Origin of the sequence: Sphingopyxis sp., from assembly GCF_016793825.1 — a bacterium.
Lineage (GTDB): Bacteria > Pseudomonadota > Alphaproteobacteria > Sphingomonadales > Sphingomonadaceae > Sphingopyxis.
In genome coordinates this window covers 16,391-39,518 of sequence record NZ_JAEULM010000027.1, presented here as the reverse complement: position 1 = coordinate 39,518, position 23,128 = coordinate 16,391, and the positions used below count along the sequence as shown (strand labels likewise).

Sequence of the window (23,128 nt, the reverse complement as noted above, 5' to 3'; positions counted from 1 at the left end):
CAAAGTGACTTGATCGCATCGGGCGCGTCGCCCAAAGCCGGGTGATGACCATTTCCGACCGCGCCCTCGCCATCGCCGCCAAGGTTGAAACCTTCGTCCGCGAAACCGTCGTTCCCTATGAAGCCGATCCGCGCCGCGACCATCATGGCGCGCCGACCGACGAACTGGTGCTGGAGATGCGCGAACATGCCCGCCTCGCCGGGGTGTTGACACCGCATATCCTGAAGGACGGCGACCACCTCAACCAACGCGAAACCGCCGTGGTGCTGATCAAGAGCGGACTGTCGCCGCTGGGGCCCCTCGCCTGCAACACGATGGCGCCCGACGAAGGCAATATGTATCTGCTCGGCAAGGAAGGCAGCGCGGACCTCAAGGAGCGTTTTCTGAAGCCGATGGTCGAAGGGCGAGTCCGGTCGGCCTTCTTCATGACCGAACCCGCCGAGGACGGCGGCGCGGGGTCCGACCCGTCGATGATGAAGACCACCTGTCATCTCGACGGCAATCATTGGGTCGTGAACGGTCGCAAGACCTTCATCACCGGCGCGCAGGGTGCCCGCGTCGGCATCGTCATGGCAAAAGCCGAACAGGGCGCGTGCATGTTCCTGGTGGATCTTCCCGATCCCGCGATCCGCATCGACGACGTGCCGAACACGATCGACAGTTCGATGCCCGGCGGCCATGCGACGCTGACCATCGACAATCTGCGCGTTCCGGCCGACCAGATGCTGGGCGAAGCCGGTGAAGGCTTCCGCTATGCGCAGGTCCGCCTCTCCCCCGCGCGCCTGTCGCATTGCATGCGCTGGCTTGGCGCGTGCATCCGCGCACACGAGATCGCAACCGATTATGCGAACCGCCGCGAGGCATTCGGCAAGCCGCTGATCGACCATGAGGGCGTGGGCTTCATGCTCGCCGAGAACATGATCGACCTGAAACAGGCCGAATTGATGATCGACTGGTGCGCATCGGTGCTCGACACCGGATCGCTCGGCACGGTCGAAAGCTCGATGGCGAAGGTTGCCGTGTCGGAAGCATTGATGCGCATCGCCGACCGCTGCGTTCAGGTCATGGGCGGCACCGGCGTGACCGACAAGACCATCGTCGAACAGGTGTTCCGCGAAGTCCGCGCCTTCCGCATCTATGACGGCCCGACCGAGGTCCATAAGTGGAGCCTCGCCAAGAAGATTCGCCGCGACTGGAAGGCCGGGCTGATCGCCTGACCTTTCGGCGGCTTAGGGTCAGGATCTTAGGGACGGAAGCGCGCGACGAGCGCATAGCGGTCGCCGGGATACACCTGCCGCGCATAGGTGATCCGTTCCTCGCCGCGCCAGGTCCAGCGTTCGAGCGCCATGCAGGCGGCACCCGCTGCGATGCCGAGCGCGACAAGCTCCTTCGCGCCGGCGTTGACGGCGGTGATACGATGCTCGGCCTCGGTCCAGGGAACATGGGCGAGCAGCCATGATCCCGGCGGTTCGACCGCGAAGTCGACCCCTGCCGCCTCCGGCACCGCCGCGAGGTTTATCAAGCGCCGCTCCAGCGCAAAGGCGCGCCCGCCGGCATGGTGGCGACATTCGAGCGCGAGGACTTCGCCGTCGTCGATCTGAAGGAGGCGCCGGTCCTCGGCGGTCGCGGCGCGAATATCGCGGCGGTCGAGATCGAGGCGATATTCTTCGCCCTGTCCCGCCACCTCATCGCGAATATCCGGAATTTCCAGCGCCGCGCGCTGGATTCGCGGCCGCGAGACGATCGTCCCGGCGCGGCGCCGGCTTTCGAGCAGCCCCGCATCGATCAGGGCACGCAGCGCCCGGTTCACGGTCATCCGCGAACAGCCATAGCTTGCCATCAATTGATGCTCATAGGGGATGCGCTCGCCCGGTTGCCATTCGCCCGACATGATCCGCGCCTCGATATCGCGGCGGATCTGGGCATGGATGGCGCCGCTTTGCTTCATGCGAAAAGCTTTCGCATCGCGTCCCGATAGCGCGCATCGATCGCGGCGCGCCGGACATGCCTCCCGTCCGCAACCTGCTTTACGCCGCTCCGCCAGACGCAATCGACCAACCGCGCCCCTCCACCGAAAATCCAGCTATCGAGGATTGTATCGCCGCTGCGCCCGGCAAAATAGGGATCGGCCCCCTTCAGGCTGACCAAGTCGGCCGGCTCGCCGACAGCAATCCCGCAAGAGGGTCGGCCGAGCGCCTGTCCACCGCCCGCGAGGGCGCCGCGAAAGAGGTTCGCGCCCGTCGATCGCCCCGCCCCGTCCGACAGCAGATTGCGCCCGCGCTGGTCGAGCCGCTGACCATATTCCAGCAACCGCAGTTCGGCGACGGCGTCGATTTCGACGTTGGAATCGGAGCCGACGCCAAAGCGCCCGCCCTCCTCCACAAACGCGCGCGCGGGAAACAGGCCGTCGCCCAGATTGGCTTCGGTGATCGGGCAAAGACCGACGACCGCCCCGCTTCGAACGATCGCTCGCCGTTCAGCCTCGGTGATGTGCGTGGCGTGGACGAGACACCAGTCGGGCCCGACCTCGGTCCGATCATAGAGCCATTCGACCGGGCGCGCCCCGCTCCACGCGATGCATGCCTCGACCTCGGGCATTTGTTCGGCGATGTGGATATGAACCGGCGCGCCCTTCGCCATAGCAGCGACCGCTGTCAGTTCGTCGGCGGTCGCAGCGCGCAGGCTGTGCGGCGCCACGCCGACCAGAGCGTCGTCCAGACCCGCGACCGCATCGCGCGCACCGTGGAGAAGCGATTGAAAGCGCGCGATGTCGTTGATGAAGCGACGCTGTCCATGGGTCGGCGCCCCGCCGCCAAAACCCGAATGGGCGTAAAAGACGGGAAGCAGCGTCAGCCCGATCCCGGTTTCGTCCGCCGCCGCAGCGATGGCCTGCGCCATGATCGCGACTTCGTTGTAGGGTTGCCCGTCAACGCCATGATGAAGATAGTGAAACTCGCCCACGCGCGTAAAGCCGCTTTCCAGCATCTCGGCATAGGCCAGTGCCGCGATCGCCCGCATCCCGTCGGGATCGAGGCGATCGACAAAGTGATACATGGCCTCGCGCCAGGTCCAGAAGCTGTCATCACCGTCGCCCGCCCGTTCCGCGAGCCCGGCCATGCCGCGCTGGAACGCATGGCTGTGCAGATTGGGCAAACCGGGCAGCAGGATTGCGTGGCGCTCGTCAGTTGGCGCCGGGTGGACTCCGGATTCAATAGCGGAAATTCGCCCCCTATCGACCGAAATCCGAACATTTTCGTGCCAGCCGTCGGCCAGCCATGCCTGTTCGCACCAAAGCGTCATCGATCATCCCTCTGGACATCGCCATATGTCCGCAATTAATGTATATACATTATTGAGTCGGCACCAGCAAGCAGGAGAGGGCTCGATGCAGTGCGATCGCCTGTGGACCAACGCCCGTCTTGCAACGATGCAGGACGGCCTGTCCGGTATTGGCATCATCGAACGCGGCGCCGTCGGCATGGCGGCCGGGACGATCACCTATGTCGGCCCGATGGCCGACGCACCGGCGGCAACCGAGGTGATCGACTGCGCCGAACGCTGGATCACCCCCGGCCTGATCGATCCACATACGCATCTGGTCTTTGCGGGTGATCGCATCGGCGAGTTCGAACTGCGCCAGAAGGGCGCCTCCTACGAGGAGATCGCACGCGCCGGCGGGGGTATCGTGTCGACCGTCCATGCCACACGTAATGCCAGCGAGGCCGAACTGGTCGCCAGCGCGCTGCCTCGCCTCGACGCACTGATCGCCGAGGGCGTCACGACGATTGAAATTAAGTCGGGCTATGGCCTGTCGCTGGGCGATGAATCCAAGATGCTGCGCGCCGCCCGCATCCTTGGCGAGGTGCGGCCGGTGACGGTCCGCACCACCTTCCTTGGCGCCCATGCCCTGCCGGGCGAGTATGCGGGCGAAGCCGACAAATATATCGCCCTCGTCTGCGACGCGATGCTGCCCGCGATCGCGGCGGCCGGGCTGGTCGATGCCGTCGATGCCTTTTGCGAGAATATCGGTTTCAGCCCGGCCCAGACCGAACGGGTATTCGAAGCAGCGACCAGGCATGGCCTGCCGGTCAAGCTTCACGCCGAACAGCTTTCGAACCAGCATGGCGCCGCACTCGCAGCGCGCTACGGTGCCCTGTCGGCCGACCATCTCGAATATCTCGACGATGCCGGGATCGCCGCGATGGCCGAATCCGGGACCGTCGCGACGCTGCTCCCCGGCGCTTTCTATTTCCTCCGCGAAACCAGACTGCCGCCCGTCGCCGCGCTGCGCGCGGCCGGCGTACCGATCGCACTCGCGACCGACTGCAATCCCGGCACTTCACCCCTGACGTCGATCCTGCTGACGATGAACATGGCAGCGGTGCAGTTCGGCCTCACCGTCGATGAATGCCTGCTCGGCGTCACCCGCCACGCCGCAGCGGCACTCGGGCTGGGGACCGACACCGGCACCCTCGCCGTCGGCAAGCATTGCGATCTCGCGATCTGGGATATCGAGCGGCCCGCCGACCTGGTCGGCCGGATCGGCTTCAACCCGCTGCACCAACGAATCTGGATGGGACAATGACCATGGTGACGATCACCCCCGGCGCGATGACGCTCGCTGACTGGAATGCAATCTACGAGGGGGCGGGAGCCACTCTGAACGCGAGCGCGTGGGAGGCCATCGACCGGAGCGCCGCCGCGGTCGCGCGGATCGTCGCGAAGGGCGCGCCCGTATATGGCATCAACACCGGCTTCGGAAAGCTCGCGAGCGTGCGGATCGCCGACGACGAGTTGTCGACGCTCCAGCGCAATATCGTGCTCAGCCACGCCGCGGGCACCGGCGCGCCGTCGCCGACGCCGATCGTCCGGCTGATGATGGCGCTGAAACTCGCGAGCTTCGGCATGGGCGCGTCGGGGGTGCAGCGCGCGACGGTCGCGATGCTCGAGACGATGCTCGCCAAAGGCCTAACCCCGGTCGTGCCGTCGCAGGGATCGGTCGGCGCGAGCGGTGACCTCGCGCCGCTGTCGCATATGGCCGCGGCAATGATCGGCGTCGGTCAGATCGAGGTCGACGGCAAGACATTGCCCGCCGCCGAGGCGCTGGCGGCAGCGGGGCTTTCACCGCTCGATCTCGGCCCCAAGGAAGGGCTCGCGCTGCTCAACGGCACGCAATTCTCGACCGCAAACGCGCTCGCCGGGCTGTTCCGCGCCGAGACCCTGTTCCGGTCGGCCCTCATCACCGGGGCGCTGTCGACCGAAGCCGCCAAGGGCTCCGACGCGCCGTTCGATGCACGCATCCACGCGCTGCGCGGCCACGCCGGGCAGCGCGAGGTCGGCGACGCGCTGCGCGGCCTGATGGCGGGATCGGCGATCCGCGCGTCGCACGCGATCGACGATCCGCGCGTGCAGGACCCCTATTGTCTCCGCTGCCAGCCGCAGGTGATGGGCGCCGCGCTCGACCTGCTCCGGCAGGCGGGAACGACGCTGGGCATCGAGGCGAACGGTGTGTCCGACAATCCGCTGATCTTTGCGGATACCGACGAGGCGCTGTCGGGCGGCAATTTTCATGCCGAGCCCGTCGCCTTCGCCGCCGACATGATCGGACTGGCGCTGTGCGAGATCGGCTCGATCTCGGAACGCCGGATCGCGATGCTCGTCGATCCGGCGCTGTCGGGGCTCCCCGCCTTCCTGACCCCGCGTCCCGGACTCAACTCGGGCTTCATGATCCCGCAGGTCACCGCCGCCGCGCTGGTCAGCGAGAACAAGCAGCGCGCCTATCCCGCGAGCGTCGACTCGATCCCGACCAGCGCCAATCAGGAGGACCATGTGTCGATGGCCGCGCACGGCGCGCGGCGCCTGCTCGACATGGCGGACAATGCCAGCGCGGTGATCGGCATCGAACTGCTCGCGGCGTGCCAGGGCATCGACTTTCACGCGCCGCTCAAATCGAGCGACGCGCTCGAAGCCGCCCACAAGCATTTGCGCGCCGCCGTGCCGACACTCGAAGACGACCGCCATTTCCACCCCGATATGGAGGCCGCGACCGCGCTGATCCGCACCGGCAGCCTCATCGCCGCGGTGCCCGCCGGCCTGCCGGGCATCGCCTGATGGACTGGCTGCGTGTCCATCGCGGCGACGCGCCGCTGGTCATCGCCTTCCCGCACGGTGGGACGGACCTTGCGGGGTTCGACGAACAATTCGTCTCGCCCTGGCACGCGCAGATCGACACCGACTGGTGGATCGCAGAGCTTTACACTTTCGCCGCCGGTCTCGGCGCAACGCTGATCGCGACCGACATTTCGCGCAGCGTGATCGACATGAACCGCGATCCGTCGGGCGCCTCGCTCTATCCGGGGCAGGCGACGACCGAGCTTTGCCCGACGACGACCTTCGACGGCGAGCCGCTCTATCGCTTCGGCGAGCCCGACGAGGCGGAGATCACGCGGAGACTGAATCTCTATCACCGGCCCTATCACGACTCACTGACCGAAGAGCTTGACCGGTTGAAAGCGGCGCACGGCAAAGTTGTTCTCTACGACGCGCACTCGATCCGAAGCCGCGTCCCGAGGCTATTCGACGGCGAGCTGCCGCAGTTCAACATCGGAACCAACGGCGGTGCGACCTCCGCCCCCGAACTTGAGACGATCGTCGCCAACATCTGCGCCGCGAGCGGCCACAGTCATGTCGTCAACGGCCGCTTCAAGGGCGGCTGGACGACGCGCCACTATGGCCGCCCCGACGACGGCATCCATGCGATCCAGATGGAGCTCGCCCAGCGCGGCTATATGGCGGAGCCCGACACGATCACTCACGCCAACTGGCCATCCCCCCTCGATCCCAATCCCGCGATCCGACCCGTCCTCGAACAGGTCATCGCCGCGACCCTCGATTTTGCGAAAGGACGTTCATGACCCGTCTCGATAACAGCCGCGTGATCCGCCCCGCCACCGGCGCAGAAATCAGCGCGAAAAGCTGGCTTACCGAAGCGCCGATGCGGATGCTGATGAACAACCTCCACCCCGACGTCGCCGAGCGTCCCGAGGAACTGGTCGTCTATGGCGGCATCGGCCGCGCCGCACGCGACTGGGAAAGCTATGACCGGATCGTCGAGACGCTGAAGCGGCTGGAAGGTGACGAGACGCTGTTGATCCAGTCGGGCAAGCCGGTCGGCGTGTTTCGCACCCACGAAAATGCCCCGCGCGTGTTGCTGGCGAACTCCAACCTCGTCCCCGAATGGGCGAATTGGGATCATTTCCACGAACTCGATAAGAAGGGCCTGATGATGTACGGCCAGATGACGGCCGGAAGCTGGATCTATATCGGCAGCCAGGGCATCGTTCAGGGAACTTACGAAACCTTCGTCGAAATGGGGCGCCAGCATTATGGCGGCGACCTCAAGGGCCGCTGGCTGCTGACCGCCGGGCTCGGCGGCATGGGCGGCGCGCAGCCGCTCGCCGCGGTGATGGCCGGTGCAAGCTGTCTCGCGATCGAATGCCAGCCGAGCCGCATCGAAATGCGCCTGCGCACCGGTTATCTCGACAAGCAGGCGAACGACATCGACGAAGCCATCGCGATGATCGAGGCAAGTCATGCCGAAGGCAAACCCGTGTCGGTCGGCCTGCTTGGCAACGCCGCCGACATATTGCCCGATATGGTCCGCCGCGGCATCCGCCCCGACCTGCTCACCGATCAGACCTCGGCGCACGATCCGGTCAACGGCTATCTTCCCGCCGGCTGGACGCTCGACGAGTGGTTCGCGAAGCGCGAGAGCGATCCGGCGGCGGTCGCCAAGGCCGCGAAGGCGTCGATGGCGGTGCATGTGCAGGCGATGCTCGACCTGCAGGCGGCGGGCGTGCCGACGACCGATTATGGAAACAATATCCGCCAGATGGCGAAGGACGAAGGGGTCGAGAATGCGTTCGATTTCCCCGGATTCGTCCCGGCCTATGTCCGCCCGCTCTTTTGCCGCGGCATCGGGCCCTTTCGCTGGGCGGCGTTGTCGGGCGATCCCGAGGATATCTACAAGACCGACGCCAAGGTGAAGGAGTTGCTGCCCGACAACGCCCATCTCCACAACTGGCTCGACATGGCGCGCGAGAAGATCCACTTTCAGGGGCTGCCGGCGCGCATCTGCTGGGTCGGGCTTGGCGACCGCCATCGGCTTGGCCTCGCGTTCAACGAAATGGTGGCATCGGGCGAGCTCAAGGCACCCGTAGTCATCGGCCGCGATCATCTGGATTCGGGATCGGTCGCCTCGCCCAACCGCGAGACCGAAGCCATGCGCGACGGCAGCGATGCGGTGTCGGACTGGCCGCTGCTGAATGCCCTGCTCAACACCGCATCGGGCGCAACCTGGGTCTCGCTCCACCACGGCGGCGGCGTTGGCATGGGCTATTCGCAGCACAGCGGCATGGTGATCGTCGCCGACGGCACGCCCGAAGCAGCAAAGCGGCTCGAGCGCGTGCTGTGGAACGACCCCGGCACCGGGGTGATGCGCCACGCCGACGCGGGTTACGACATCGCGCTCGATTGTGCGCGCGAGAAGGGGCTCGACCTCCCCGGCATATTGGGTTGAGCGGTACGCGCCTGCTCCGCGCGGCGGATCGCGCAGCGCGGCCGTGGAAGAATGGCGGCGGCGTCACGCGCGATGTCGCCGTTTTTCCAGAGGGCGCGAGCGACGCGGATTTCCTCTGGCGTGCGAGCATTGCGACGATCGCACAGGCCGGCCCCTTTTCGTCTTTTCCGGGCGTCGATCGCGCATTCCTGCTCCTGCGCGGTGAGCTGGCGATCACGGTTGGCGATCAGGAGGAACGGCGTCTCCGGCCCAGCGCGCCCACGCTCGTCTTCGCCGGCGAAGATCGGGTCGAGGCTCGCCCCGTGGGTGAGAACTGCACCGCGCTCAATATCATGACGCGCCGAGGCCGGGTGTCCATGAGGGTCGGCCACCGGGTAACCGCAGAGGGAGCGAAGGCCATCGCCCTGCTAGTGTTCGCGCTGGAATCCACGGCGCTGGAACTGCGCGAAGCCCGGGTCGATCTCGCCCCCGGCGACGCGCTCCTGATCGACCGCCCCGCCGACCTCGTGGCGATCCAAGGGGCAGCGATAGCGGCTGAATTCTTTTACGCGGCTGCCTGAACCGACGCGCCGATCGCGATCTGTCGGCGGAGCAGGTACAGCCCGCCCGCGAGGATGACCGTCGGCACGAGCGCCAGCATGAACGCCGTCTGCCCATCCAGACGGGCGAAGAGCTGTCCCGTGATCAGCGACCCGGTTGTCCCGCCAAGCGCCGAGAACACGACCACGAGCCCCATCAGCGGGGGGTGCTGGCGATTTGGCATCGCGCTCAGCATGACCGAGATGATGGTCGGATAGACCGGCGCGAGAGCGATCCCGATCAGCGGGAACAGGAACGCGGCAATCGGCGCATCGCCCCAGCCATGGATCGCGCCCGGCGCAAGGCCATCGGCAAGCGGCAGCACCAGAATGATCAGCGCCGCGAGGACGGCAAGGCAGATGTTCAGCACCGGATACCAGTCGAAGCGCGCCATCACGGCGCCCGCCCCAAAGCGCCCAATCGCCAGGCAGGCGGCGAACAGGCTGGCGGCCTGTACGCTCATCTGCGCGGGCAGATGCAGCACCTCGTTGTTGAAGGTCGGCAGCCAGCTTTGGATCCCCTGCTCGATCAGGACGAACAGAAAGGCGCAGGCGACGAAAATCAGCACGAGCGGCAGGGCGGCGAGCTTCAGCATCCGGGAGAAGGCCGGTCCCCCTCCGGCATCAGCCTCCTCGCCTTCGTGCGTGCGATGTTCGTCGACCGACGCGGTCAGCAGCAGCGCGAGTGCCAGCGCGGTGATCACCCCGAGCACCCAATAGGCATTGAGCCAGCGCAGGCCGACCGGATCGATGAATGCGCTGAACACCCAATAGGAGGACAATACGCCGACCATGAACATGCCCTCGATCAGGCTGGTCAGGCTGGCATGTTGGCGCGGGCTGTCGGTGACGAGCCCGATCATCGAATAGACGACGACCTTCGCAATCGCGAACGCCGCGCCGACCATGGCAAAATGAAGCCGCGCGACATTGAAACTGCCGAAAAGGGGCATGACGAGGCAGCCCGCGACCGCCAGCACCAGCGCACCGATCAGCGCATTCTTGAGGCCGATGCGGGGAAGATAGCTTGCCGTCACGAACGACACGATCGCGATCGTGATGTCCTTGAACCCTTCGAGCGTGCTCGCCTGCGGCTTGGTGACATCGAAGCTGGAAATCGACTGGAGGATGACCGTCCCGACGCTGTTGAGCAGCATCGCGAACGCGACATAGGTCAGGATGAGAGCGGCGATCAGCCGTGTACGCGCCATATCTGTCCCCCGGACGATAAAAGAAGGGGTGGCCGCGAAGAGGCCGCGACCACCCAGTAGGAGAGTTACGAAGGGAGGTCGATGCTCTCCACGCCTCTTAGAACTTGTATGCCGCGCTGAACCGGAACGACCGGCCGAGGATCGGACGCGCATTGACGACTTCGCCCCCGGTCTGGCCCAGCGTACGCGGATCACCTTCGGTCAGCCCGGCCTTGTCGGTCAGGTTGTCGGCCGTGACGGCAAAGCTCAGCGCCTTGTTCACGTCGAAGCTGACGCCCGCATCGATCTTGAAATAATGCGGAAGGCTCTGTGTGTTCGCGGTGTCGGAGAAGCGATCGCCGACATAGCTGAAGGTCGAGAAGAGCGAGACCTTGCTGTCGTTGCCGAACTCGATGTCGTACGACGGGGTCACGCGCCACTGCCACTTCGGCTGCCTTTGCACACGGTTACCGCTGAGGTCGATCGTGCCGCCGCCCGCAAAGAAGTTGCGATACTTCGCATCGAGCCAGGTGCCCGAGAAAGCGACAGTGAAATTGTCGACCGGACGGATTTGGCCTTCGAGCTCGATACCCGTGCTGCGCGCGCCGCCGATGTCCGCGACCGGCCCGCTGCTCTGGATCACCGTGGTCACCAGTCCGGTGAACTTGGTATGGAACAGCGTCGCATAGAGCGACACGAGGTCGGTGCGAACCTTCACGCCACCTTCGAAATTGTCCACGCGCGGCGAGACGAAGATTCCATCGCGCAGATTGTCGAAGAAGGGATTGGTGTTGCCGCGATTGTACCGGATATAGGCGCCGACCGACGACGAGAAGTCGTAGTTAAGGCCCGCCGTCCACGACCAGGCGCCCTTCTTGTAGGCGATGTTGCGGAAGGTGCCGTTCAGCACCGCCGTTCCATTGTTGTAGAGCGTATCGGGATTGTTGTCGGTATCGACCGAACTGTTGTTCTCGATCGAACCCGTCGCCTTGTAATTCTGATATCGGATGCCCGCGTCGAGACGCAATTCAGGCGTGATCTGATATTCGTCGACCGCGTAGAAGGCATATTCGCGGCCGTCATAGGCGGCGTTGACGTTGAAGAACGATCCCTGCGTATAGCCGTTGTTCGTCGCGATCTGACCGTTCGCGAGCGTCAGGTTCAGCAAACGCGCGTTATTCTCGGCAGTCAGCAGGTGGATATTGCCGAGGTTCCACTGGTCGTTCGACGAGAAGTCGGAATAATAGCCGCCGAGCGTGAACTTGTTGTTCCCGCTTTCCCATTCGACACCAAGGTCGCTGGTAAAATCCTCGATCTGCTTGCGCACGATCCAGGTACCGGCCCGGATCACCTGCTGGGTACCCGCGACGGCCTGTCCGCCGTTGACGTAGGTCAGGCTGCCCACCGCGCTTTGCAGCGACGCGGCATAGGCGTCCGCCGTCATCGCCGTGCTCGCAGGCACCAGGCCCGTCGTGTCGGCGTCGCCGTTGAGATAGCTCGCGCGATAACGCAGTTGCAGCCCCTCGCCGACCTCGTAATCGAAATTGGTGCCGAGATTGATCAGCTTCGCCCCGCGACCGTCGGCCAGATCGGTGCGCGTGCCGTCGGGCAGCACCGAAAGCCGCGTCTCGGGACCGGCAAGGACGCCCGTACCGAGATCGATGTTACCGAACTGGCGCACCTTGCTGCCGTCGCGGACCACCGGAATCGGCAGCAGCCACTGGCCATGATCGTTGAGGTAGCGCACGAAGACGAGCAGCGATCCCTTTTCGAAATCATGCCGGATGTTGCCGGTGATCTGACCACCCTTTTCAGCGGTGAAGCGCGGGTCGCGAATGCCGTTGCCGCTCGAATAATAGCCGCCGACCATGAAGGTCGTGCTGTCGCCAAGCGGTCCGGACAGGCGCATGTCGCCCCGGATGTCACCATAATCGGTGATGCTCGCCTTCACGAGGCCTTCGAAATCGCGGCCGCCTTCCTTCTGGACGAAGTTGACGGTCAGACCGGGCTGGCCGTTGCCGAACAGCGCGCCGGTGCCGCCGCGAACGGCCTCGACACGGTCGATCGTCTCGTCGATCCGGATGAGCTGCGTGTTTTCGAGAAACGACAGCGTGGGGGGCGAGAAGAAGGGGACGCCCTGCACCGTCAGCGTGACGAATTCGGCGTCGCCGCCCGAGGGGTAACCGCGCACGAAGATGTTCGCGCCGTTCTGGCCGCCCGAGCTTTCGGCCGACACGCCCGGAATGACCTTGAACAGGTCGGCGGTGCTGTTCGGCGCGGCCTTGTCGATCGCGTCCGACGTGATGTTGGTGATGGCGAAGGCCGCGGCCTGACGGTTGATCCCGCCGCCGGCGGTGCCGGTGACGATGATCTCGTCGTTCGCAGCGGCCGCATCGTCGGTTTGAGGCGCTTCCTGGGCGAATGCCGTCGTCGGCAGCGCAAGAAGCGCGATCGACGCCAGCAGGTGGGTCCGGTTCAACATGAAATATCCTCCACTTTGTCTTGTCTGGTTGAAAGGCCTGCGGGCGGGGCCGCGTCCCGTTCTGATGACAGGATCATGGCGACCGTAAGCTGGCCGATGGCGGGAACATTGAGGTCGGCGTCGGGCAGCGCCTCTTCTGACCCGATGCCGATGGCCACCATGCCCGCCGCATGGATGGCCGAGATTCCGGCCCGTGCATCTTCGACGCCGATGCACTGGTCGGGGGACAGGCCCATGCCGGCGGCACAGGCCAGGAAAATGTCGGGCGCGGGTTTGGTGTTGGCGACGGCGCCCGCGTCGGCGATGAAATCGAACTGGTCGGCGATGCCCAGCAGACGCACGACATCGCCGGCATTGCGGCTCGCCGATGCGAGGCCGATGCGCAGGCCCGCAGCGCGCAGGCCATCGAACAACGGGAGAACGCCCGGAAAGAGGTTCGCGGGTGAATAGGCGGACAGCCGCGCCCGATAGAGGTCGTTCTTCTCCACCAGCATCGCCTCGAACCGCTCCGGATCGACCACCGCGCCCGCATGCTCGAGGATCAGCCGCAGCGAGCCTGCGCGATCGACCCCCTTGAGCCGATGGTTCGCCTCGCGATCGAAGCCAAGACCGTGCGCATCGGCGAGCGCCTGCCAGGCCTGATAATGATCCTCGGCCGTATCGGTCAGGACGCCGTCGAGGTCGAAGATCACGCCTTTCAGCCCCGGCCGATGCAGCACGACCGGGTCACGACCGACGAGCAGCGGGCGACCATGATCGAGGATGTCGAGCGGCGCGCCGGACAGCAGGCGATAGCTACAGCCGCCGGCATCGGCCGCGACCTCGATCACGCTGCCCCGCCATTCGAGGCGAAAGCGATAGCCGCTCCACGCCGCGGGACAACGGGGCCTGAACGCCGGCACCGCGCCGTCGAGGCGAAGGCCGCCCCAACCCTGCGCCAGGATGAGCCAACTTCCCGCGAGCGCCGCCATATGGAGGCCGTGCGAGGTGTTACCGTGCCGGTTTTCCAGATCGACGAACGCGCATTCGCGGTGAAAGTCGAGTGCGGCCGCATCGTTCCCCAGCCGCGCCGCGGCAATCGCGAACGACACCGACGACAGCGTCGAATCATGCGTGGTGACGCGACTGTAATAGTCAAAATTCCGCCGCTGGCGCGAGAGAGGCGTTTCGACCAGATCCATCGCCATCGCCTGTATGACGTTGCCCTGCTTCGCGACCTGATGGCGAAACAGGATCATCGGGTGATATCGCATCAGCAACGGACCGTCTCCGCGGAACGCGTCCGCCAGGCCCGGAAGTTCGGGGCGCCCCAGAAAGGCGTCGTCCTGCGGATTGATGTCGAGCGCGGGGTCGACCGACAGCCACATCGCCTCCGCCGCCTTACGCCAGCTTGCCACTTCGGCGTCGTCGAGGCCGACCGCCGCAACCGCTGCACCGAATTCGGGGTGACCGCGCAGCCAGTCGGCGGTGTCGGCGGCATAGGCCAGATGCCGGCGCGCTATCGCGTTGGTATAGAAATCATTGTCGACCAGCGCCGAATATTCGTCCGGGCCGGTCACGCCATGGATACAGAACGCGCCGCCGCGCCGGGCATCGAAGGCGCCGATTTCCATCCACATGCGGGCGGTTTCGAACAGCATCGCCGCCGCCTCGGCGCGGAACGCCTCGTCGCCGGTCGCGGCGACATAGAGGGCAAGCGCATAGGCGATGTCGCCGTTGATATGATATTGCGCGGAGCCGGTTGGATAGTGCGACGAACATTCATCGCCAGCAATCGTTCGCCACGGGTAAAGCGCGCCACGCGCGTGCCCCATCGCCCTTGCATGAGCCAACGCGCGGTCGAGCTTGCCGATACGATAGGCGAGCAGGATGCGCGCGCTGCCCGGCGCCTGCAATACCAGCGCCGGCAGCATGAAGGTTTCGGCATCCCAGAAATAATGGCCTTCATACCCCTCGCCGGTCAGACCTTTGGCGCCGATGCCGTGGTTCGGATCGCGGCTCGCCGACTGATGGAGCTGGAACAGGTCAAAGCGAAGTGCGGCGGTGAGGGTTTCGTCTCCATCGACCGCGAAGGCCGCGCGATCCCACAGCGCACGAACCGTCGCACTCTGGCTTTCCGCGATCGCGTCGAAGCCGACAACTGTATCACTCAGCGCAGCAAGGTCGACCGGGCGGCCGCGGGCGCAAGCCAGCGCGACCACCCGGTCGATCGTCAGGATGCCGCCAACGCCCAGTTCGCTGCGCACGACATGTCCCGCATGCACCGCCGCGACCTGGGCAGTGGGACAGGCGACGTGCTGACGATAGGCGAGTTCGACGGCATCCTGCGCGAACCGGGTGACGGAAGGGGTGTCACCCGGCAGGGGGGGCATGATCGTCCACCGGGACCGCAGCCGGCCCGAGATGCGGGGGTCGTCATCGTTGGCGCCCGCGATGGACACATTGGCGCCAAAGGTCAGCCAGGCCTGGAAGCTGCCGGCAAAATCGATCGGGCGAATGCGGAGGCGCGAGGCAACGCAGGCGTCGTCCGAAAGCGGGACGATACGATCCGCCGCCATTTCGAGCGTTCGGCCGTCGGCAAGCCGCCAACGCGAAACCCGTTGCAGCTGGCCGCTCGCCAAATCGAGCGTGCTTTCGGTATCGACGAGTTCGGCGGTATCGAAGTCCACGGGCTGGCCGTCGATGTGCAGGCGCAGCAGCACCGGGCTAGGGCAAGCGATCCGCGTGTCTGTCGCGGCCGCATAACCCGGAAAACTTTCATGATAGGTGATCGGCCGGCTGACATAAGCGTCGGGCAGGTAGGCGCCGGGTCCCGAGGCCATCTCGTCAATTGTTCCTTCGACACCGACCAGGCCGTTCGCCAGCGCGAAGAGCGCCGCCGCCTGATCGCCGACCGCGTCGGCGCCGCGCCGGACGAGCCGCATCGTTTCTGGGGAACAATCGGAAATCGCCACCTAAATCCTCACCCATGGCCGCAGGCTCTTTGACCCGGGGCTCCGCGAGGCTATCTCCCGCATAATGGTATCGATGTCAAGATATCGATACCATTTACAGAAAAGCAGCCGTTTCCGAAGGCTTCCAGGCAGCCTGAATCAGCTCTCGCGGATGATCAGTTCGACCGGCATGACGCGCGACACGACCGTATGTCCGGCAACGAGGTCGAGCACTTTCTGCGCCAGCAGTTCGCCGCCGACAGGCCAATCCTGCCGAATACTCGACAATTTGGGCGAAAAGATCGAGGCGCCGGGCGAATCGTCGAAGCCAACGACGGAGACATCGGCGGGAACCGCCAGTCCGTGGGCTTCCACCGCCTCGATCGCGCCCATGGCGATCGCATCGTTCGCCGCGAAGATGCCGTCGAACATCCTTCCCTGATCGAGAAGGCGCGACACCGCCTCGCGGCCTGCGGCGGCCGTAAAGGCACAGGCAATCCGGTTGACGATTCCGGCGTCGCTTCCCGTCAGCCCTGCCTCGAAACCGGCGAGCCGGTCTTCCACTTCCCCATGCTGCGTCTCACCCAGGAACAGCAGCTTCGTCCTGCCACGGCCCAGCAGATAGTCCGCCGCGAGCCGTCCGCCCGCGCGATTGTCGCTGCCGACGACGATGCGCTCGGGCGGCCCATGCGCCGCCCCCCAGACCACATAGGGCAGCCCCATTGCCTCGATCGCCGCGGCGGCATCGTCGTGGACACCCTGTCCCAGCAGGATTACCCCATCGGTCGACGGCGGATGTTCGGCGAACAGGTCGATCGTCGTCAGCACCATATTCTGACCCGCCCCGGTCAGTTTCTGCATGATCCCGCCGAGCAGCGAGAGCGGATAGGGTTCGCTCATCAGGCGGTCGTGCGACGGCGCCATTTCGATGACGACGGCGATCGTGCGCGTGCGCTGCTGCCGCAAGTTGCGGGCCGAAACATTCAGGCGATAGCCCATACGCTCGGCGGTTTCGCGGATCAGCTTGCGCGTGCTGTCCTTGACCGTCGAATGGCTCGACAGCGCGCGCGATACGGTGATCTTTGCGACGCCCAGTTCTTTTGCGATGTCCGCCATCGTCGGGCGCGCGTTGCCGCCGCCGTGGGGACCGGTGCCACTTGCCATGGCCGTCCCATAACGCGCCCCGGCGCCGTTTCACAAGCCGTCAGTTGGTCCAGTAGATAAAGTCCTGTCCGTCCTTCCAGGGCGTGTTGAGCGGCACGTCGATGCGCACCGGCCCTTCGATCAGCCCCGGCCAGATCGGTTTCGCCATCCCCTTGTTCTGCGCCTCGATCATGGCGCGAAGCGCCGCAACGCGCCGAGGATCGCTTGCGGCGAGGTCGTGATGCTCGGTCGGATCGACGGCGAGATTGTACAGCCGCGCCTTCTCCGGCCGCTTTGTTACCTGCAACTTCCAGTCGCCCATGCGCACCGCGCGATAGTCGCCCGACCGCCAATAGAGCGCCTGCCGTTTCGCCGGCCCGGCGAGAATATCCTCGCTATCGATGGTCCGGTCGGTTGGGACCGCCGCCCCCGCCACGGCAGCAATGGTCGAAAAGATGTCGATATGCCCGGTCATGTCGGCGCGCGTCGACCCCGGTGCGATATGCCCCGGCCAGCGCATGAAGAAGGGGGTGCGGATGCCGCCTTCGAAGAAGGTCGCTTTCCAGCCGCGATACGGCGCGTTGAGGTTCGCGATGCCATTGTACCAGGCGCCGCCATTGTCGCTGGTGAAGATGACGAGCGTGTTGTCGTCGATACCCGCCTCTTTCAGCTTCGCCATCACATCGCCGATCCGCCGGTCGAGTTGCGCGATCATCGCGCCGTAAACGCGCGTCTTGTGATCCTTGATCTGCGGAAGCTTTGCATAATCCTCCTTCGTCGCCTGCAACGGCGTGTGCGGCGCATTGAAGGCAAGGTACAGGAAGAAGGGCCGGTTCTTGTTCGCCTCGATCGCCTGTATCGCCTCGTCGGCGAAATAGTCGGTCATATGGCCTTTGGGATGAAAGCGCTTGCTGCCGTTGAAGGTCACGGCATGACGCAGATTCGCCCAGATGAACCGATCGATCGGATCCCACGGCAGCTTGGCGTTGACCGTGTCGGGATCATCTTCGGACAGGAACATCGCGCCGCCTGCCAGGATCGCGAGGCTTTCGTCGAATCCCTGCGCCTGTGGCTGCAGCTTCGGTGCTTCGCCGAGATGCCATTTGCCGATGTGCAGCGTATGATAGCCCGCCGCCTTTACCGCTTCGGCGATGGTCACCTCACTGGCCGGTACACCCATGTCGGGATAGTCCGGAATGTCGTCGGTGATCAGTTCCTTGTGGAACACGGTTTTCAACGGTCCGATGCCCGCGCCATGCGCCAGATTTTCGGCGAACTGCACCGGTACGGCCGTATATTCGAACCCGAAGCGGGTCGGGTACCGTCCCGTCATCATCGCCGCGCGCGAAGGGGAGCAGGTCGCATTCGCGGCATAAGCGGTCGTGAAATTGACCCCCTCGCGTGCGATGGCATCGATATTCGGGGTCTTCACTATCCCGTTGGCAACCCCTCCGCCGTTGAGGCTGATGTCGTTGAAACCCATGTCGTCGGCGACGATCAGGATGATGTTCGGCGGCCGCTTGCCGGCCAGCGCACCGGTGGGCGCCTGCGTCGGCCCCTGCTGCCAGACGACCGGCCGATTGTCCTGCACCGGGTCGCGCCAGTCCTGGAGCAGCCCCGGGATCCGGTACTTATTTTCCTGAAAGCCCCAATAGCCCGCCGCGCCGACGGCCGCGAGCAATCCCAGCGCCATCCATCTCTTCTTCATGCCGCCCCTCCCCATCCGAACGTCACTATCATGATATGCCCCATTGCCGCCGCCAGCGCGAGCGCCAACCCGATCGTTACGCGCGGACTGGCGTAGAACGCGATCTCGCGCTGCGTCGGAAACGAAAAAGTCGTCTCGATCCCCAGCGATTTGGCGGGATGTGCTGTCCGGAAAGCAGGGTCGCCCGCCATCGCGACAAGGTCGCGGCGGCTGCGATATCGCATCGTGCCGACCAGCGACCAGCCCGGATCCTCGGGCGTGTTCCACGCATCGATATAGCCGCCGACCTTGCGTCCTACGAATAGCGGATGCCCGCCGCGTCGCATCAACGTCCGCAAGAACGGGTCCGAATAGCGACGAAGCCATTCGCGGCCATCGAGCGTCTCGCCGCTCGCCGGGTCGGTCACCGCGCCGGGGCGGGTACGCACCAGATTGACCATCACGAACTCGCGGCCGTCGTCAGCCTCCAGAAAGGCGCGGAGCCGCGCCGCATCATTTCCCGTTTCGACCATGCGCGGGCCCAGCGTCGCGAGAAAGGCCTCTATCTCGGGCTCGCGCAGAGGCCGCCGCCGGCCGTCATAGAATGCCAGAAACCCGAGCCAGAGCAGCAATGCGCCCGCCCATGTTACCGCCAGATACGCTGTCTGATCGACCACCCTGCCCCCCTTTGGCCGTTGCCATCCATATTATGGCACTATATGTGTCATTATATGGATGGCGGCGCAAGATGGTTAGGGTCAGGACCCATTCATTCCACGATCGAGGTTTGAAGCGATTTTGTTCAGGGCGAGGAGAAAAGGCGCAGGAATATGGGCGATATTTCCAGACTTTTTGACGAAGCCATGGGCAAAATCGATCAAATCCCGCAGGGACGCCGAAATGGCTTCGATCTCGAACCTGCGCGGCCTTGCGGGTAGCGATGCTACCCGCTGCATCCGAACAGGCCCGATATCTTCGCCATTTCGACGCCTCGAACGCGGAATGAATGGGTCCTGACCCTAAGGCCAGGATCCCAGTTCGGGCATTGACGTTCTTGCAAAGCTGGGCCAGCGGAGACGCTATGGTGGGGAAGGCAAAAGCAGCGGCCGACGAAAGCCCGAACGCGCGGCCTGACGGGCGGCGCGAGCGTAGCCGGTCGAGCCATAAGCGCATCGTCGAGGCGATGATGGGCCTGATTGAAGGCGGGGACCTGAGCCCAAGCGCGGCGCGCGTCGCCGAGGAAGCGGGCGTCGGCCTGCGCACGGTATTTCGCCACTTTGACGATATGGACGCGCTCTATCGCGAGATTTCGAAGATCATCGGCGAACGCATCTGGCCGATCGTCACTGCACCCTACCCCGACAATGACTGGCGCGCCAACCTGCGCGATCTGACGCGGCGGCGCGTGCGTGTGTTCGAAACCATGCTGCCCTTTCGCCTCGCCGCCAATATCAAGCGCTATCAGTCGCCCTATCTGATGGGCCAATATGCGCAGGTGGTGACGCTGGAGCGCGAGTTCGTGCTGCGGCTCCTTCCCGCAAGCGTCGGCGGCGACCGATATTTCGCCGAAGCGCTTTGCGCCACGCTCTCGTTCCAGAACTGGCGCGCGATACGCCAGGATCAGGGACTGTCGGTCGAGGATGCGAGCGCGGTCGTCGCGCATATGGTCGAAGCGCTGGTCGCAGCCGCAAAGCCATGATCTCCCGCGCCGCGGCTCCCGCTCTGATGCTGCTCGGCGTGCTGGCCGCATGTGGCCCGGCCCCAGCCGAAAAGGTCGCCGAAGCAAAGCCGCCCGAATGCCCGGCCATGCCCGTCGAGGACTACGTCTGGATCCCCGGCGCGACCTTTGCGTTCGGCGCCGACGCGCATCTGCCCGAGGAAGGGCCGCCGCGCACCGTCACCGTCCCCGGCTTCTGGATGGCGACGCACGAAGTGACGAATGCCGAGTTCGCCGAATTCGTGAAGGCCACGGGGTACAGGACCCTCGCCGAACAGGATCCGCCAAAGCTGCCCGGCGCACCGCCCGAGATGCTGGTTCCCGGATCGGCGGTATTCACCGCCCCGACCGATGGCAATCCGAACTGGTGGCGCTGGGTGGTCGGCGCCGAATGGCGTCACCCCGCCGGGCCGCAGACGACCATCACCGGCCGCAGCCGCGATCCGGTGGTCCAGGTCGGCTATGACGATGCGCTCGCCTTTGCCAAATGGAAGGGCAAGACGCTGCCGAGCGAGGAACAGTGGGAACTGGCAGCCTCGACCGGCGGTGCCGATCGCAACGTCCCCGTCGGCAAAGACGGGCCCCCCCGCGCGAACTATTATCAGGGTGTCTTTCCTGTCCGCGACCTTGGCACGGACGGTTTTACGAGCCGCGCGCCAGTCGCCTGCTTTCCCGCCGACAATCACGGCGTGCACGATCTGATCGGCAATGTGTGGGAATGGACGGCCAGCGCGGCAGCCCCGTCCGCGACCGAGGAACGCAATGTCATCAAAGGCGGGAGCTTCCTTTGCGCCGCCAATTATTGCGCCCGCTATCGCCCCGCCGCGCGGCAGTTCCAGGAGCGCGGCCTAGGCACCGACCACATCGGCTTTCGCCTGATCGACACGGCGCGCCCGGCGCCTGCGAATCCAGCGCCAGACAATCGCCGATAGAAGCAGAAGACCCCCGCCGACAATCAGTGCCGCCTTGATCGCGCGCGGCCTGCCCTGCCGTTCCCACGCATATTGGTTGATCTGTTCGTCGGCGGTGTAACCCGCCGGCATGTCGAGCACGCCGTTCGCTTTGGCATAGGCGGCATAATCGGCCTGCATCGCGGCGAACCGGTCGGGCATCGCCCGCGACAGATCGCGCGTTTCGCCGGGATCGGCCTTGAGGTCATAGAGCCGCCATTTTCCGTCGCCGGTCGGAGCCAGATTGCGCACCAGCTTGTAGTCGCCGCGGAACAACGCCGCGTTGCCCGAAAGCTCATAGCCGATCGGTGCGTCGCCGTGGACGCTGCCTTCGGCCCCCTCGAGCATGGGAACAAGGCTGCGCCCGGTCACCGGTTCGACCGCCCGGCCTTCCCACGACGACCCATGACCCGGCACCGCGGCCAGGTCCGTCAGAGTCGGCAGGATATCCGTCACATGTGCGAGACCGTCGTTGATCGCGCCCGCGCGCAGCTTGGGATTGCCCGGCCAGGCGATGATCAGCGGCACGCGCAAGCCGCCTTCGGTCGCACTGAACTTGTATCCCGACAGCGGCGAGGCCGCCGCGCTCGCCCAGCCGGGGCCGATCGCGCTAAAGCTGCCGCGTCGCCCGATATTCGCCGTCGACGTGTCATATTGCCACCCCAGAAACAGGCGGTTTCGCGTACTGCTATAGGGGTTCGTCGGCTCGGCGCCATTGTCGGACAGAAATACGAAGATGGTATTATCGTAATCGCCGGTTGCTTTCAGGTGCGCGACGAGGCGGCCGATCTCGCGGTCCATGGCGGTCGCCATCCCGCCATAGGCCTGCATCACGCGGATCGCCGCCGCGCGTTCTTCGGCATCGAGCGTGCCCCAGTCGGGCGTCGTGCCCATCGTGACGATCGGGACTCCGGCGGGCATGATGCCCAGCGCCGCGGCGCGTTTCGCCCGCGCCTCGCGAAGCGCGGTCCACCCGTCCTTGTACATCGCCGCATAGCGCGCAATGTCGCTGTCCGGCGCCTGCACCGGAATATGGTTGGCGAGGAAATTGACCGACGCCAGGAACGGCTTCCCGCTCGCACGGTCCGCCTCGATATAATCGATCATCTTCTGGACGACGAAGTGCGAGGAATAATAGTCCTTCGGCAGTGTCGCCGGCTTGCCGTTTTCGGTCCATGCCGCGGTCGAATACATGCCCTCGATCGGCCGTTGCTCGAAATTGTCGGCGCCCGCGTCGGCCAGGCTATAGGCGCGATCATATCCCCGCGCGTGCGGCAACCGCTTCGCATCGCTGCCGAGGTGCCATTTCCCGGTAAGATAGGTGCGATAACCCGCCGCTTTCAGAAGCTGCGCGATCGTGACGACGCGAAAATTCATCACCGTATCGTACCCCGGCTTGCCGCGATGCGCGTCGGGGATGGTCTCGGGCATGTTGCCGAGGCCGTTGCGATGATTCATGACGCCCGTCTGGAGCATGGCGCGCGTCGGCGAGCACGACCCCGCGACATGGAAATTCGAAAAGCGCATGCCGGCGCGCGCCAGCGCATCGATGTTCGGCGTCGCGATTTCGCTGCCGAACGAACCCACATCGCTGAAACCCCAGTCATCGGCGAGCAGGATCACGATATTGGGGTGACGCGGCGACGCCGGGTTGGCCTGAGCCATCGCCGGCGCCGCCGCCAGCAGGGTCAACGAGGCGACGATGGCAACGCGGTGCCGGCCCATACGACCCGGCCCCTTACCGGCTCCACCGCGCGCTTTCATCGGCTCTCCCCTGCGATTCTTTTGGCATTTGATATGCCAATAGAGATGCGAGTCAATGCCCGCTCTTGGCATGCATCATTATCCATGCTGTGCAGGGAACGAAACA

Annotated in this window: 17 protein-coding genes; 8 read left to right on the top strand and 9 right to left on the bottom strand. The window is 65.1% G+C overall.

All coding sequences use genetic code 11. The features are described from left to right. Positions 1 to 44: 44 nt before the first annotated feature. Positions 45 to 1,217 carry an acyl-CoA dehydrogenase family protein gene (locus tag JNM03_RS08430; RefSeq protein WP_294036012.1) on the top strand — a complete coding sequence of 391 codons (1,173 nt, stop codon included), beginning with the start codon at positions 45 to 47 and terminating at the stop codon, positions 1,215 to 1,217. 26 nt (positions 1,218 to 1,243) lie between these two features. Here JNM03_RS08430 and hutC read toward each other — a convergent pair whose 3' ends face one another. Next, the gene (hutC, locus tag JNM03_RS08425; protein WP_294036011.1) at positions 1,244 to 1,948 is read right to left on the bottom strand and encodes a histidine utilization repressor; all 705 of its coding nucleotides are present in this window, start codon (positions 1,946 to 1,948) and stop codon (positions 1,244 to 1,246) included. Beyond that, a complete protein-coding gene (locus JNM03_RS08420; protein ID WP_294036010.1) occupies positions 1,945 to 3,300 on the bottom strand; it encodes a formimidoylglutamate deiminase in 1,356 nt (451 codons plus the stop codon). The genes hutC and JNM03_RS08420 overlap by 4 nt, the downstream gene beginning before the upstream one ends. 85 nt (positions 3,301 to 3,385) lie before the next feature. On the opposite strand from JNM03_RS08420, the gene hutI reads away from it, so the two are divergent. The 5 genes from hutI to JNM03_RS08395 are packed head-to-tail and all read left to right on the top strand — an operon-like array spanning position 3,386 to position 9,138. Further along, positions 3,386 to 4,585, top strand: coding sequence for an imidazolonepropionase (hutI, locus tag JNM03_RS08415; protein ID WP_294036009.1), 1,200 nt, complete (start codon positions 3,386 to 3,388; stop codon positions 4,583 to 4,585). Then, complete coding sequence (gene hutH / locus JNM03_RS08410) at positions 4,582 to 6,111, top strand: histidine ammonia-lyase (RefSeq protein ID WP_294036008.1); 1,530 nt, start codon at positions 4,582 to 4,584, stop codon at positions 6,109 to 6,111. The genes hutI and hutH overlap by 4 nt, the downstream gene beginning before the upstream one ends. Then, positions 6,111 to 6,914 carry an N-formylglutamate deformylase gene (hutG, locus tag JNM03_RS08405; protein WP_294036007.1) on the top strand — a complete coding sequence of 268 codons (804 nt, stop codon included), beginning with the start codon at positions 6,111 to 6,113 and terminating at the stop codon, positions 6,912 to 6,914. Before hutH ends, hutG begins: the two co-directional genes overlap by 1 nt. Beyond that, on the top strand, positions 6,911 to 8,578 hold the full coding sequence (gene hutU, locus JNM03_RS08400; RefSeq protein ID WP_294036006.1) for a urocanate hydratase: 1,668 nt from the start codon (positions 6,911 to 6,913) through the stop codon (positions 8,576 to 8,578). Before hutG ends, hutU begins: the two co-directional genes overlap by 4 nt. After that, on the top strand, positions 8,575 to 9,138 hold the full coding sequence (locus tag JNM03_RS08395) for a HutD family protein (RefSeq protein ID WP_294036005.1): 564 nt from the start codon (positions 8,575 to 8,577) through the stop codon (positions 9,136 to 9,138). Before hutU ends, JNM03_RS08395 begins: the two co-directional genes overlap by 4 nt. On the opposite strand, the gene JNM03_RS08390 is transcribed toward JNM03_RS08395, so the two are convergent. The 6 genes from JNM03_RS08390 to JNM03_RS08365 all read right to left on the bottom strand — a co-directional run bounded on the left by JNM03_RS08390 (position 9,123) and on the right by JNM03_RS08365 (position 19,268). After that, positions 9,123 to 10,367: a sugar MFS transporter gene (locus JNM03_RS08390; RefSeq protein ID WP_294036004.1), complete on the bottom strand. Its 1,245-nt coding sequence runs from the start codon at positions 10,365 to 10,367 to the stop codon at positions 9,123 to 9,125. The genes JNM03_RS08395 and JNM03_RS08390 overlap by 16 nt on opposite strands. 97 nt (positions 10,368 to 10,464) lie before the next feature. Next, positions 10,465 to 12,828: a TonB-dependent siderophore receptor gene (locus JNM03_RS08385; RefSeq protein WP_294036003.1), complete on the bottom strand. Its 2,364-nt coding sequence runs from the start codon at positions 12,826 to 12,828 to the stop codon at positions 10,465 to 10,467. Beyond that, positions 12,822 to 15,752 (bottom strand): beta-phosphoglucomutase, encoded by a 2,931-nt coding sequence (pgmB, locus tag JNM03_RS08380; protein WP_294036002.1) that lies wholly within the window; start codon positions 15,750 to 15,752, stop codon positions 12,822 to 12,824. Before pgmB ends, JNM03_RS08385 begins: the two co-directional genes overlap by 7 nt. 168 nt (positions 15,753 to 15,920) lie before the next feature. Then, positions 15,921 to 16,925 (bottom strand): LacI family DNA-binding transcriptional regulator, encoded by a 1,005-nt coding sequence (locus tag JNM03_RS08375; RefSeq protein WP_294036001.1) that lies wholly within the window; start codon positions 16,923 to 16,925, stop codon positions 15,921 to 15,923. A 40-nt stretch (positions 16,926 to 16,965) separates the two neighbouring features. Then, positions 16,966 to 18,612 carry a sulfatase-like hydrolase/transferase gene (locus JNM03_RS08370; RefSeq protein WP_294036000.1) on the bottom strand — a complete coding sequence of 549 codons (1,647 nt, stop codon included), beginning with the start codon at positions 18,610 to 18,612 and terminating at the stop codon, positions 16,966 to 16,968. Continuing rightward, positions 18,609 to 19,268: a hypothetical protein gene (locus JNM03_RS08365; RefSeq protein WP_294035999.1), complete on the bottom strand. Its 660-nt coding sequence runs from the start codon at positions 19,266 to 19,268 to the stop codon at positions 18,609 to 18,611. Before JNM03_RS08365 ends, JNM03_RS08370 begins: the two co-directional genes overlap by 4 nt. Positions 19,269 to 19,672: 404 nt before the next feature. Between JNM03_RS08365 and JNM03_RS08360 the strand changes: the two genes are divergently transcribed. After that, complete coding sequence (locus JNM03_RS08360) at positions 19,673 to 20,290, top strand: TetR/AcrR family transcriptional regulator (protein WP_294035998.1); 618 nt, start codon at positions 19,673 to 19,675, stop codon at positions 20,288 to 20,290. Then, positions 20,287 to 21,240 carry a formylglycine-generating enzyme family protein gene (locus tag JNM03_RS08355; protein ID WP_294035997.1) on the top strand — a complete coding sequence of 318 codons (954 nt, stop codon included), beginning with the start codon at positions 20,287 to 20,289 and terminating at the stop codon, positions 21,238 to 21,240. Before JNM03_RS08360 ends, JNM03_RS08355 begins: the two co-directional genes overlap by 4 nt. Here the strand turns inward: JNM03_RS08355 and JNM03_RS08350 are convergent. Further along, positions 21,157 to 23,022: an arylsulfatase gene (locus JNM03_RS08350; protein WP_294035996.1), complete on the bottom strand. Its 1,866-nt coding sequence runs from the start codon at positions 23,020 to 23,022 to the stop codon at positions 21,157 to 21,159. The genes JNM03_RS08355 and JNM03_RS08350 overlap by 84 nt on opposite strands. Positions 23,023 to 23,128: the final 106 nt, after the last annotated feature.